Here is a 12473-nt window from a genome sequence, read left to right on the forward strand (position 1 = left end):
AAAACCGTATCAGAATCAAAAATAAAAAACAGTTTTTTTTTTAGATTTCTGAAGATTACCAACGCGGTATTATAAATCGCCCAATTTGTTCGGTTTTTTTTTGAAAAAAATGATTCAAAAGTTCTGTATTTATAAAAATTTAAAAAAAATAAATTTTAGAATTTTATTAAACCCCAAAAATATTTAAATAAAGATTGATGAAAAATATAGCTGTAATTGGTGCCGGAACTATGGGAAATGGCATTGCCCACACATTTGCTCAATTTAATTATCAAGTACACTTAATTGATATCTCTCAAACTTCTTTAGATAAAGGAATTGCCACTATTTCTAAGAATTTAGATCGCATGGTATTTAAAGAAAAAATATCAGAAGCCGACAAAACAAATACCTTGTCAAATATTACAACGTTCACCACTCTTGCGGAAGGAGTTAAAAATGTTGACTTAGTGATAGAAGCCGCTACCGAAAACACAGATTTAAAAACTAAAATTTTTAAGGAATTGGATGCTGTATGTTCAGAAAACACAATTCTTGCAAGCAATACTTCTTCTATTTCCATCACCCAAATTGCTGCTGCTACCAATAGACCAGACAAAGTAATTGGGATGCACTTTATGAACCCAGTGCCAATTATGAAGTTGGTGGAACTGATTCGAGGTTATAACACCTCTGACGCCGTAATGCAATCAATTATAGCACTGTCTAAAGCAATCGATAAAACTCCGGTGGAAGTTAACGACTATCCTGGTTTTGTTGCAAACCGCATATTAATGCCAATGATCAATGAGTCTATTGAAACACTTTTCAACGGGGTTGCTGGTGTTGCTGAAATTGATACGGTGATGAAATTAGGAATGGCGCATCCCATGGGGCCTTTACAATTGGCAGATTTTATTGGATTGGATATTTGTTTATCTATTTTAAATGTGCTGTATGATGGTTTTAAAAATCCAAAGTATGCACCTTGTCCATTATTGGTAAATATGGTGATGGCAGGTAAATTAGGCATAAAGTCTGGTGAAGGTTTTTATGATTATTCAAAAAGTAGAAAAGCAGAAGTGATTGCTAAAATGTTTGATTAATCAACTTAATTTTATCCTTTCAAATTGCGCTTTTTTAGTTTCTCAAATTACAAGAATAGGAAAAGTAGGTTTGAATAATGTGAGCTATGAAATACCTCTTAATTATCCTTTTCTTTTCTTCTCAAATTTCTTTTGCAGAAAGGACTAAAAAGGGCATTTTAAATATTAAAAAAATAGGTTTTCTTTATAATAAGACACAAAGTGATAATTTTATTTTTAACGATAAAGACTTCACGTATGTTGCAGATACTTATAAATTACGAGCATTTTATAATTTAGGTAGCTGGAAATCTCTCGATTTTGAATTGATTGCACAACCGCAGTATCATGTGATACAACATTAATTAATAAATGAACAATTTGTGCGCCTTATGAAGAAAGTTATCAGGAAAAAAGAACAGAATTTACAGCTCCGAAAACGATGCATTTATATGCTTTTGAATTGGGTTTAGCCGCTATTGATAAAAGGTCTGAACGATTAGCAGATGGTTTTACATTTATTGAAAATGGATCTCTAGGGCTTTCTTACAGCATAAATAAAAATACATTTCTTTACTTGGGAAGTAATATTGGTCATGTTTCAAATCTTGACTTTAAAACACCAAATGCCGGTTTCTCGCTTGTGGGCTTTGAAGCCGGATTCTCCTACGTATTATAAATAAAAAAAGGAACCCAAATTGAGTTCCTTTTTTTAATTACTTTTATTTACAAAGAGATAAAAATTATAGCTATTATTTTCCCAACCAAGAGTTCAACATCCAAATTGTTTTTTCTTGTTCTGCGATGATATCACTCATCATAGAATTCGTACCCTCATCTTCCACCTCTTCAGAAATATTTAAAATTACTCTTTCAATGGTTAATAATTCTGACAGAGAAACAACCACTAAGTTTACGCCCTCTACATCATTCGCAATTTCTTTTCCCACTGGAACTGTTGCGCGATTTATATAATCTGTAAAAGTGTGCAATGGTTTCCCTTGTAAGGTTAAAATACGTTCCGCAATATCATCAATTTTTACAAGTGAATCTGTGTAAAACTCTTCATATTTTTCGTGTAACTCAAAGAAATTTTTTCCTTTTATATTCCAATGCAGACCACGCAAGCTTTGGTAATATATTTGAAAATTTGCTAACAGTCCGTTTAAATTGTCAACTAAATCTGCGCTATCTTTTTTGTCTAATCCTAAAATTGATTTACTCATATTTTTGTATTTGATTTACTACAAATTTAACAGAAATTTCTTACATAAAGCGATAATCATTATTGATACTTTTAATATCTTTATAAAAAAATCTTATTCAATGACGATTACGCAATTAAAGTATGTTTTGTCGGTTGCAGAATACCAAAACTTTACCGTAGCAGCTGAACACAGTTTTGTCACCCAACCTACGCTTAGTATGCAAATTCAAAAATTAGAAGATGAATTGGGTGTGAAAGTTTTTAACCGCTCTAAAAAACCAATTGAACTTACTGAAGTTGGAAAGAAAATAGTAGAACAAGCAAAAGTAATTGTAGATGAGAGCAATCGAATCTTAGATATTGTACATCAACAAAAAGGCTATATTGGTGGCCAATTTAAGCTTGGAATTATACCGACAGTAATGCCCACTTTACTACCGATGTTCCTACAAAATTTTACTAAAAAATACCCTAAAGTTAAATTAATCATTGAGGAATTAACTACCGAAGAGATTGTTCGCAAATTAACGGATGGACATATAGACGCCGCAATTGCAGCAACACCTTTAGAAAACGAGGCGATCAAAGAAAAACCACTATATTACGAACCTTTTGTCGCATTAATTCCGCAAAACCACAGACTTTTTAATAATAAACAGATTAAAGAAGATGATTTAGAGGTTGAAGATATACTGCTTTTAGAAGACGGTCATTGCTTTAAAGACAGTATTCTTAATTTATGTAGAAACCATAAAATTGACAACAAAAAAGGTTTTTCGTTAGAGAGTGGAAGTTTTGACACATTAATTAAACTTTCAAAAGAAGGTCTAGGAATGACTTTGCTGCCGTATCTGCACACTTTAGATTTAAATGATGCCGACAAAACACATCTGCGTGAATTTCAAACTCCTCCTCCTGCTCGAGAAGTCAGTTTAATATACCACAAATCTCAACTTAAAATGCAGCTAATAGAAGCATTAAAAAAGACGATTGATGGAGTCGTTAGAGGTGCAATTTCTTTTTCTGATGTAAAAATTATAAGTCCAATTTTAAAATAAAATAAGGAGTTGAAAAACTAAGGAAAAATATCGCTTTTAATTTCAGAAAGAACAACAGTTCTACTAAGCATTATCTTGTAGTGAAATTTTAAGCGATGTAACCCTAAGCATACATTTTTTCGCGCAACTCTTTTATTTTTGGATCTGATAAATATTCTTCAAAAGTTGTATATCTGTCTATAGCTCCTTTTGGTGTCAACTCTATAATTCTATTTGCAACCGTCTGCGCAAACTTATGATCATGTGTAGATAATAAAACGGTTCCTTTAAAATTAATTAAGGCATTGTTTAAAGACTGAATAGATTCTAGATCTAAGTGGTTTGTTGGTTCGTCTAATATTAAAACATTCCCTCTTTTCATCATCATTCTAGACAGCATACACCGCACTTTTTCTCCACCAGAGAGTACATTACTCTTTTTTAAAGCTTCTTCTCCTGAAAAAATCATTTTCCCTAAAAACCCGCGAATAAAAACTTCTTCTCGCTCCTCTTCCGTTTGAGCATATTGTCTTAACCAGTCCACTAAATTGAGCTGGCCATCTTGGAAAAACGTTGAGTTATCTAAAGGTAAATAGGATTGTGTTGTAGTAACTCCCCATGAAAACTTGCCTTCATCTGCTTTCTCATTTCCGGTAATAACGTCATAAAAAGCACTGATTGCTCTTGAATTTTTAGAAATAACAGCAATTTTATCCCCTTTATTTAAATTGATATGTACGTCTTGAAAAAGTTTTTCTTTTTCAAAATCCTTCGACAGTCCTTCCACATTCAAAATTTGATCTCCAGCTTCTCGGTCTCTGTCAAATATAATAGCGGGATAGCGTCTGCTTGAAGGTTTAATATCTTCAACATTGAGTTTTTCAATCATTTTTTTTCTGGAAGTTGCTTGTTTTGACTTTGCAACATTGGCAGAAAAACGTCTGATAAAATCTTCTAACTCTTTCTTTTTATCCTCTGACTTCTTGTTTTGTTGTGCCCGCTGCTTAGCTGCTAATTGACTAGATTCATACCAAAAAGTATAATTTCCTGAATAATGATTTATTTTACTAAAGTCAATATCAGAAATATGTGTACAAACAGAATCTAAAAAATGTCTGTCGTGAGAAACCACAATAACTGTATTTTCAAAATTTGCAAGAAAATTTTCCAACCATGTAATCGTTTCAAAATCTAAATCATTAGTAGGCTCATCCATGATTAAAACATCTGGATTTCCAAAAAGCGCTTGTGCAATTAACACACGTACTTTTTGTTTACCGTCCAAATCTTTCATTGATGTATAATGAATGTCCTCTGCTATTCCTAAATTCGACAGCATCGCAGCGGCATTGGAATCTGCATTCCAACCATCCATTTCTTCAAAAGTAATTTGAAGTTCTCCTATTTTTTCTGCATTTTCATCAGTATAATCTGCATACAAAGCATCAATTTGTTTTTTGATTGTAAACAAATCTTTGTTCCCCATGACCACGGTCTCTAAAACAGGATATTCATCAAACTCATAATGATCCTGAGTTAAAACGGACATACGCTTCCCTTTTTCAAGGTGTACCTGGCCCGAAGTAGGATCTTGTACGCCTGAAATAATTTTTAAGAAAGTAGATTTCCCTGCCCCATTTGCCCCAATGATACCATAACAATTCCCATGCAGAAACTTTGTATTGACTTCATCGAACAAAATTCGTTTTCCAAATTGAACCGAAAGGTTAGAAACTGATAACATAAATAAACTTTTTTAAATTTGGGCAAAAGTACAAATTCCATTTTCTTTTCAAGAGATTAATTCAATACTTTTCTCAGGTATTTACAAGAGAGGCAACCTATTAGTTCTTACCTTTTTTAACAGTGAATTAACAAGTTTACCTATTTGTATGTTCTACATTTGTTAGCATCTATTCGCATTTCAGTATTTCTATTTATGTCAAAATATACGCATCCTTATATCGTCATCTTTTACCTACTAATTACTTTCGTAAGTTGCACGGGTATCGAAAAAAGCGACACTGTTTATTTTGGTGGTAAAATTATAAATCCAAAAACTAAATTTGTTGTTCTCTATTCAAATAATGTGGTCATTGATACATTGGAACTAAACGACAGAAATAAATTCTTAGGTTCTTACAATCACTTAAAAGAGGGCTTGTATTATTTTGAACACGGTACTGAGAACCAGTATGTATATCTAGAGCCTAAGGATAGTTTAATGCTGCGTCTAAATACATGGAATTTTGATGAATCTTTAGTCTTTGCAGGTAAGGGTGCCGAAAGAAATAATATTTTGGTTGATATTTTTTTAGAAGATGAAAATGAAAAAAAACTTTTTTATCAATTTAGCAATCTCAAACCAAAAGCATACCAAAGAAAAATAAACACACGCATTACCGATCGATTAATAACATTTGATGACTATAAAAACAACCATCCAAAAGAAACATTGGCCTATCTAAAAGTGCTCAAAACAGCACTCATTTATCCCATTTACGCACGAATTGAGAGATATCCGATAAGTCATGTGTTTGTCTCAAAAAAATTAAATTTCCCTAAACTTGATTCTTCTTTTTACGAGTATCGAAAGAATATAGATTTTAATGACAGCACACTCATGTATTATACTCCCTATGCAAGATACATAACTAATTATTTATACAATGCAACCTACGCACTGGGTCACAAACCAATGATGACTGAATTTTCTTCTGATTTTACAGTAGACTTATTACAAACCATAGATACTAAAATAAATTTAAGTGATTCAAAAAATGCATTTTTAAAAAGAACTGTATTGGATCATTTCTTAAGAAAATCAAGCTGCAACATAAATAAAAAGGCATTCAATACCTTTTTTAAATTGTCCACAAACGCGGTAGATAAAAAATTAGTAAAAAATTTATTAGAGGACAACAAGACGCTACACAAAGGACAAAAATTGGAAGGTTTTGCAATTTCAGACTTTACAGACCACTCTATTTCAATTAAAGATTTTACAAACGGAAAAAACACCGTCTTATTCTTTTGGCGTAGAGCCAACATTTCAAAATCGTTTATAGATGCGCGGATTCCTTTTCTACAAAAAAAATATCCTTCTTTAAATTTTGCGGTCATCGAAATTGACGGCAACAGCGACAATAGGATTCCTAATATTGATATTAAGAACCAATATTATATCAACTCCAAAACGCTTGAGAAAAACTTCTTAACCAGTGACATGCACCGGACAATTCTCGTCAATAAAAAAGGGATTGTTGAGAACGGATATGCAGCTATATCTTCTATAAACATCTACGAACAACTCCAGAAATTGAGTGAAATAAATTAAACCAATCAAAGATTGTTTTACAGCAAATTTCATGTACCTTTGCACGATTTTAATTTTGAGAGAACTCAATCGAAAATCAAGTCCAAATTTATAATTTGATTTGCAGGTGGGCGTTCTGTGAATCTACAAAAACACAGTAATGTCAACATTTTTAGAATTAGGTTTAAAAGAACCTATCAACAAAGCATTAACAGATTTAGGATACGAACAACCTACTGTTATTCAAGAAAAAGCAATTCCACAAATTATTTCATCAAGAAGCGATTTAAAAGCATTTGCACAAACAGGTACCGGTAAAACTGCTGCCTTTAGTTTGCCAATATTAGAACTTCTAGATTCTAACAGTGGAAATGTTCAAGCAATTATTTTATCACCAACAAGAGAACTCGCGGTTCAAATTGGAAACAACATAAAAGACTTTTGTAAGTATTTACCAGATGTAAAGGTGACCACAGTATACGGTGGATCTAGCATGGAAGATCAAATACGCTCTTTAAAAAGAGGATCTCAAATTGTTGTTGGAACACCAGGTAGAACAGTGGACCTAATAAAAAGAAGAGCGCTCAAGTTAGGCAATGTAAAATGGCTCGTTTTAGACGAGGCAGATGAAATGTTAAACATGGGTTTCAAAGACGAATTAGATAAAGTTTTAGAAGCGACTCCAGACACCAAACAAACCTTACTGTTTTCGGCGACTTTTCCAAAAGAAGTAGAGTCTATTGCTAAAAACTATATGACCAAGCCAGTAGAAATTACGTCTGGTCAAAAAAATCAAGGAGCAGACAGTGTAAGTCATGAATATTATTCAGTGACAGAAAGAACACGCTACCCAGCCCTAAAAAGAATAGCGGATTTAAATCCCGATATTTATGCAATTATATTTTGTAGAACGCGAAGAGAGACACAAGAAGTTGCAGATAATTTAATAAAAGATGGTTATAGTGCAGATGCTTTGCACGGTGATTTGTCTCAGGGTCAAAGAGATTCTGTAATGGGAAAATTCAGAAAAAAAACAATCCAAATTTTAGTTGCTACAGATGTGGCAGCGCGTGGATTGGATGTTACCGAATTGACACATGTTATCAACCATAAATTACCAGACCAAATCGAAAACTACACACACAGAAGTGGTAGAACGGGTAGAGCTGGAAATACAGGTATTTCTATTGTCTTAGTAAACGGAAAAGAAAAAGGCAAATTACGTCCAATCGAAAAAATCATTCAAAAAAAGTTTACCGAGGCAAAGGTTCCTTCAGGAAAAGATATTTGTCAAAATCAATTAATGAGTCTAATTGATAAGGTTGTAAATATTGAAGTAAATGAAACGCAAATAAATGACTTTTTACCAAGTATTTACGAAAAGCTAGAAGGTTTAGACAGAGAACAATTAATACAAAAATTTGTTTCTTTAGAGTTTAACACTATGTTAGCGTACTACGAAAATGCTAAGGATTTAAATGATTTATCTTCCAAAGACAATTCTAGAGCACGTACGGAAAACGAAAATATGACACGTTTTTTCATTAATATTGGCAGAAAAGACAATTTAAATCCAGGGAAATTAATTGGATTAATTAATGAACAAAATATTGGAGACAAAGTAGAAATAGGGTCTATTGATATCCTAGATACTTTTTCTTTCTTTGAAATTGATAAAAACTTCGAAGATAAAACCTTAGAAGCTTTCTCTTCGAATCAACCCGATTTTGACGGACGCTCCGTAAACATTGAAATAACGAAAAAAGAACGTGCTTCCGGTGGTGGAAGAAGAGGCGGTGGTGGTAGAAAACCATTCGGCGGAAAAAAAGAAGGTGGTTTTGGAAGACGCAGAGACACCGAAGGTTCTTCTTCTCGCAGAAATAGTGATACTGGAAGCAGCAGACGTTCTTCAGACCGACCAGATAGAAACTCTGGAGGAGGAGATCGAAAGTCCTCTGGTGGATTTGGAAGAAAACGAAAAGAAAGTTAATACCAATAACTATAAAAGTCAAAACCTCACAAGCAACTCGCTTGTGAGGTTTTTTTATGAAAGACGTAATAGATCCTGTGTAATTACCACAGTACGAAGACAGCTATAGATACAAATACAACAACTTGTATCCATTTTAAATAATAACCAATTTGTTTATTTTTTTTAATTTTTTCTGAAATAACACTTGCTAGTATTGCTATAAGTGAAAAGATTACCAATGAAATGAGCATAAAAATAGCGCCTAAAATATAAAATTGAAACACGGTGTTTAAATGCTTGGTAAATAAAAATCCAGGGAAAAAGGCTAGAAAAAAAATAGATACTTTAGGATTTAATACATTCATTATAAACCCTTCCTTAAACAGCTGCTTTGTTGTCTTGTTAACAGTATATTCTTCACAAAGAACAATAGTCGCGTCAGATTTATATACTTTATACGCTAAATATAAAAGATAAAGAGCACCAAAAACTTTGATCCCCATAAATATATTTTCAGACTCCTTTATCATTGCGGAAACACCAAAAGCCAACAATGTAGTATGAACTAAACACCCTGAAATCAATCCAAAAACAGTAACCAAACCATACTTCTTACCGTGCACAATACTTTGTGTTAGAACAAAAATATTATCCGGTCCTGGAGATAGCGCTAAAATTGAAGTTGCGAATGCAAAAGATACAAGAGTTTCAATCATTGTGTTAATTTAAGCAAAGCTTTAAAAGCAAACAAACATATAAATTTTTTACCAAAAGTTATACTTTCTTTGTCCCTGCATTCTTAATAAAATTTAAAGCTTATTGATTACTTAATCACTTTTAAAATCGAAAAAAACAACACAGAATATTTTGTTTGATAAAAATAAAGAATACTGAAACAAAACAATAAAAAATTACTTCAAAAACCCTTATCTTTATACTCTAATATTGAAAAAACTTACAGCGTAAGTTTAAGAATTTTTGAAGATTATAAAGTTTAAAAATCTATTTAGATCTAACTATTTTATGAAAACAAAATACTTAAAAGCTGGAAGGACAATTGAGATAGCGTTACTTTACAAATAAGGATGGGTAGCACAAATTTAAATAGAAATAAATGGCATTTTTAATCATTTTTATTACTTTTTGGGGGATGGAGTTTATGGCGTGGTTTACACACAAATATGTAATGCACGGATTTTTATGGTCAGTACACGAGGACCACCATACCCATAACAAAGATTCATTTTTTGAGAAGAATGACGCGTTTTTCTTGATATACGCAGTGCCTTCATGGTTGTGTATTATGTTAGGCTCTATGTTTTCTGCTTGGATTGTAATGAACATAGGATTTGGAATACTTGCATATGGCATTGCTTATTTTTTAGTCCACGAAATATTTATTCATCAAAGACTCAAATGGTTTAAAAATAGTAATAATAGCTATTTAAGAGCCATACGTAGAGCACACAAAATACACCACAAACATCTAGGAAAAGAAAAAGGTGCTTGTTTTGGTATGTTAGTAGTACCCTTAAAATACTTAAAACAAGAATTGAAACAGGCGAAGTAATAATTTTAATACAAACAGAGATTCTACAAATTACCACTGACTCTTTACCAGTATCATTCAATTCATCTTATGCATTTTATATCGATGCTTACAAATAAAGACTGTTTCCCTAGAAGAAAATTAAAACGAAATAGAATTATAATAAACATTACCGTTTGAAAAAGGCAATAATTATCGGCGCTGGAATTGCAGGAATTGCTTCAGCCATCCGTTTAAAAAATAAAGGATATCAGGTTCAAGTTTTGGAAAAAAACGCGTACCCTGGAGGGAAACTGACACAAATTCATGGAAATAACTTTCGGTTTGATGCCGGACCTTCTCTTTTTACCATGCCAAACATGGTTGCTGAACTTTTTGAAATTTGTAACAAAAATCCTACTGATTACTTTAACTATGAACAGCTCGACGTGTTGTGCAATTACTTTTATGAAGATGGAACGCGCATCACTGCACACGCTGATATCGATCTGTTTGCTGCAGAAATTGAACAAAATACAAGCGACTCTGCATCCAAAGTAAAACAACATCTTGCAAAGAGCAAATACATATACAATGCAACAGAAGAACAGTTTTTAAGCAAATCACTGCACAAAATCAGTTCTTTCTTATCCTTTTCTACATTGCGAGCGCTCATAAAGTTTCCATTCTTGAATATCTTTAATTCGATGAATGAGGTGAATGAAAAAGCATTTAAAGATTCCAAAACCATTCGCTTATTTAATAGATATGCTACTTACAACGGATCCACCCCTTACAAAGCCCCAGGTATTTTAAATATTATTCCACATTTAGAGTTTGGATTGGGTGCCTATTTACCGAAAGGTGGCATGCACGAAATTACTAATAGCTTGGTGCGTTTAGCAAAAGAAATAGGTGTTGAGTTTCATTTTAACCAAGAAGTAAATAGCATAACAACAACTAAAAATATTGCTACAAGCGTAGTTACAGCGTCTCACAAGTTCGCTACAGATGTGGTTATATGCAATGCAGACATTCACAATGTTTATGAAAAACTAATACCTTCTGCTAAAAAATTAAAAAAAGTAGATAAACAAGAACGATCAAGCTCTGCTCTTATTTTTTACTGGGGTATTGATAAAGAGTTTCCTGAATTAGACGTGCACAACATTTTATTTACGGAGGATTATAAAAAAGAATTTGAGCATATTTTCAACTCTAAAACAATCTACGAAGATCCTACTGTATACATAAACATCACTAGTAAACGCATTAAAGAAGATGCTCCAAAAGGCAAAGAAAACTGGTTTGTTATGATAAATGTTCCCTCTGTGTATGGACAAAATTGGGATGAAATGATAGCCACCGCAAGAAAAAACATATTGCAAAAAATTTCTAAAAATTTAGGAGTAGATATTGAAGACCTTATCGAGTTCGAAGAGCAACTAACACCTCAACTAATTCAAGACAAAACCTATTCCTATAAAGGCTCCTTATACGGAACTTCAAGCAATAATAGATTTGCTGCATTTTTTCGTCATAAAAACTTTTCTTCTCAGTTTAAAAATCTTTATTTTTGTGGAGGAAGTGTGCACCCCGGTGGAGGCATTCCTTTAGCGCTATCCTCAGCAAAAATTATTGACAAATTAATTAGATGATAAAAAAAATCTCAAAAGAAAAGCAGTGGATAGGACTTTTGCTTTTATTCTACTTTTTTGGATTGCTTGGAATGTCTTTTGAAACTTATAAAGACTTATTTTTACCGCTTACCCCACTTAATTTAATACTTACATTATTCGTTTTTTATAAATTAAACAAAGACTACAGTCTAAAGTTTTTTATTCTTTCCACACTTATTTTTTTAATTGGATTTTCAGTAGAGGCTATTGGAGTGGCCACAGGCATTTTGTTTGGATCCTATACATATGGCAGTGTTTTCGGATTTAAAATTTTTGAAACACCACTCCTTATTGGAGTTAACTGGCTATTTTTAGCGCTTAGCACTTATGGTGTTGTGCAATATTTCACAAAAAAAGCACTTTGGCTAATTTTACTCCCAGCTTTGTTAATGACAGCGTTAGATTTTTTAGTAGAGCCCGTAGCAGTACATCTTGGTTTTTGGCATTGGGAAAACGATATCATTCCATTGCAAAATTATGGTATGTGGTTTCTTACGAGTGTTGCCATTCACGCGATGACCTATCTCTTTCGTCCAAAAATAAACTCGAAAATTAGCTTTGTTATTGTGAGTGTACAACTCTTGTTCTTCGGTATATTGAGTCTACTGATAGCATAAATTGGTATACTACAAGGAAGACCAAAGTAGCGCCATAAATTATAGGCTACGAA

Annotated in this window: 12 protein-coding genes; 9 read left to right on the top strand and 3 right to left on the bottom strand. The window is 32.6% G+C overall.

The window, feature by feature from the left end:
• The first annotated feature begins 197 nt into the window (after positions 1-197).
• From PI23P_RS11170 to PI23P_RS11180, 3 genes are all read left to right on the top strand, one after another.
• Positions 198-1085 (top strand): 3-hydroxybutyryl-CoA dehydrogenase, encoded by an 888-nt coding sequence (locus PI23P_RS11170; RefSeq protein WP_004570968.1) that lies wholly within the window; start codon positions 198-200, stop codon positions 1083-1085.
• Between the two features lie 86 nt (positions 1086-1171).
• Positions 1172-1429, top strand: a complete 258-nt coding sequence (locus tag PI23P_RS11175; protein WP_004570969.1) for a hypothetical protein — start codon at positions 1172-1174, stop codon at positions 1427-1429.
• A 77-nt stretch (positions 1430-1506) separates the two neighbouring features.
• Positions 1507-1743, top strand: coding sequence for an acyloxyacyl hydrolase (locus PI23P_RS11180; protein ID WP_004570970.1), 237 nt, complete (start codon positions 1507-1509; stop codon positions 1741-1743).
• Positions 1744-1816: 73 nt separating this feature from the next.
• On the opposite strand, the gene PI23P_RS11185 is transcribed toward PI23P_RS11180, so the two are convergent.
• Complete coding sequence (locus PI23P_RS11185; RefSeq protein WP_004570971.1) at positions 1817-2290, bottom strand: Dps family protein; 474 nt, start codon at positions 2288-2290, stop codon at positions 1817-1819.
• A 100-nt stretch (positions 2291-2390) separates the two neighbouring features.
• Between PI23P_RS11185 and PI23P_RS11190 the strand changes: the two genes are divergently transcribed.
• Positions 2391-3329 (top strand): hydrogen peroxide-inducible genes activator, encoded by a 939-nt coding sequence (locus PI23P_RS11190; RefSeq protein ID WP_026288490.1) that lies wholly within the window; start codon positions 2391-2393, stop codon positions 3327-3329.
• Between the two features lie 103 nt (positions 3330-3432).
• Here PI23P_RS11190 and PI23P_RS11195 read toward each other — a convergent pair whose 3' ends face one another.
• On the bottom strand, positions 3433-5052 hold the full coding sequence (locus PI23P_RS11195; protein WP_004570973.1) for an ABC-F family ATP-binding cassette domain-containing protein: 1620 nt from the start codon (positions 5050-5052) through the stop codon (positions 3433-3435).
• A gap of 195 nt (positions 5053-5247) precedes the next feature.
• Between PI23P_RS11195 and PI23P_RS11200 the strand changes: the two genes are divergently transcribed.
• Both PI23P_RS11200 and PI23P_RS11205 read left to right on the top strand, forming a co-directional pair.
• On the top strand, positions 5248-6645 hold the full coding sequence (locus tag PI23P_RS11200; RefSeq protein ID WP_004570974.1) for a hypothetical protein: 1398 nt from the start codon (positions 5248-5250) through the stop codon (positions 6643-6645).
• Between the two features lie 139 nt (positions 6646-6784).
• Positions 6785-8614 (top strand): DEAD/DEAH box helicase, encoded by a 1830-nt coding sequence (locus PI23P_RS11205; RefSeq protein ID WP_004570975.1) that lies wholly within the window; start codon positions 6785-6787, stop codon positions 8612-8614.
• Between the two features lie 83 nt (positions 8615-8697).
• Here PI23P_RS11205 and PI23P_RS11210 read toward each other — a convergent pair whose 3' ends face one another.
• Positions 8698-9312 carry a LysE family translocator gene (locus PI23P_RS11210; protein ID WP_004570976.1) on the bottom strand — a complete coding sequence of 205 codons (615 nt, stop codon included), beginning with the start codon at positions 9310-9312 and terminating at the stop codon, positions 8698-8700.
• A 398-nt stretch (positions 9313-9710) separates the two neighbouring features.
• Here PI23P_RS11210 and PI23P_RS11215 point away from each other — a divergent pair, with 398 nt between their 5' ends.
• From PI23P_RS11215 to PI23P_RS11225, 3 genes are all read left to right on the top strand, one after another.
• The gene (locus PI23P_RS11215) at positions 9711-10166 is read left to right on the top strand and encodes a sterol desaturase family protein (RefSeq protein ID WP_004570977.1); all 456 of its coding nucleotides are present in this window, start codon (positions 9711-9713) and stop codon (positions 10164-10166) included.
• Between the two features lie 155 nt (positions 10167-10321).
• Positions 10322-11782: a 1-hydroxycarotenoid 3,4-desaturase CrtD gene (gene crtD, locus PI23P_RS11220; RefSeq protein WP_004570978.1), complete on the top strand. Its 1461-nt coding sequence runs from the start codon at positions 10322-10324 to the stop codon at positions 11780-11782.
• On the top strand, positions 11779-12420 hold the full coding sequence (locus PI23P_RS11225) for a carotenoid biosynthesis protein (RefSeq protein WP_004570979.1): 642 nt from the start codon (positions 11779-11781) through the stop codon (positions 12418-12420). Before crtD ends, PI23P_RS11225 begins: the two co-directional genes overlap by 4 nt.
• Positions 12421-12473: the final 53 nt, after the last annotated feature.

The sequence above is a fragment of the Polaribacter irgensii 23-P genome (assembly GCF_000153225.1).
Lineage (GTDB): Bacteria > Bacteroidota > Bacteroidia > Flavobacteriales > Flavobacteriaceae > Polaribacter > Polaribacter irgensii.

Excerpts from the sequence above, each read along its gene's own strand:
- PI23P_RS11185 (WP_004570971.1), bottom strand. The coding sequence starts at position 2,290 with ATGAGTAAATCAATTTTAGGATTAGACAAAAAAGATAGCGCAGATTTA.
- PI23P_RS11200 (WP_004570974.1), top strand. The coding sequence starts at position 5,248 with ATGTCAAAATATACGCATCCTTATATCGTCATCTTTTACCTACTAATT.
- PI23P_RS11225 (WP_004570979.1), top strand. The coding sequence starts at position 11,779 with ATGATAAAAAAAATCTCAAAAGAAAAGCAGTGGATAGGACTTTTGCTT.
- PI23P_RS11175 (WP_004570969.1), top strand. The coding sequence starts at position 1,172 with ATGAAATACCTCTTAATTATCCTTTTCTTTTCTTCTCAAATTTCTTTT.
- PI23P_RS11210 (WP_004570976.1), bottom strand. The coding sequence starts at position 9,312 with ATGATTGAAACTCTTGTATCTTTTGCATTCGCAACTTCAATTTTAGCG.
- PI23P_RS11190 (WP_026288490.1), top strand. The coding sequence starts at position 2,391 with ATGACGATTACGCAATTAAAGTATGTTTTGTCGGTTGCAGAATACCAA.
- PI23P_RS11215 (WP_004570977.1), top strand. The coding sequence starts at position 9,711 with ATGGCATTTTTAATCATTTTTATTACTTTTTGGGGGATGGAGTTTATG.
- PI23P_RS11205 (WP_004570975.1), top strand. The coding sequence starts at position 6,785 with ATGTCAACATTTTTAGAATTAGGTTTAAAAGAACCTATCAACAAAGCA.
- PI23P_RS11195 (WP_004570973.1), bottom strand. The coding sequence starts at position 5,052 with ATGTTATCAGTTTCTAACCTTTCGGTTCAATTTGGAAAACGAATTTTG.
- PI23P_RS11180 (WP_004570970.1), top strand. The coding sequence starts at position 1,507 with ATGCATTTATATGCTTTTGAATTGGGTTTAGCCGCTATTGATAAAAGG.
- PI23P_RS11170 (WP_004570968.1), top strand. The coding sequence starts at position 198 with ATGAAAAATATAGCTGTAATTGGTGCCGGAACTATGGGAAATGGCATT.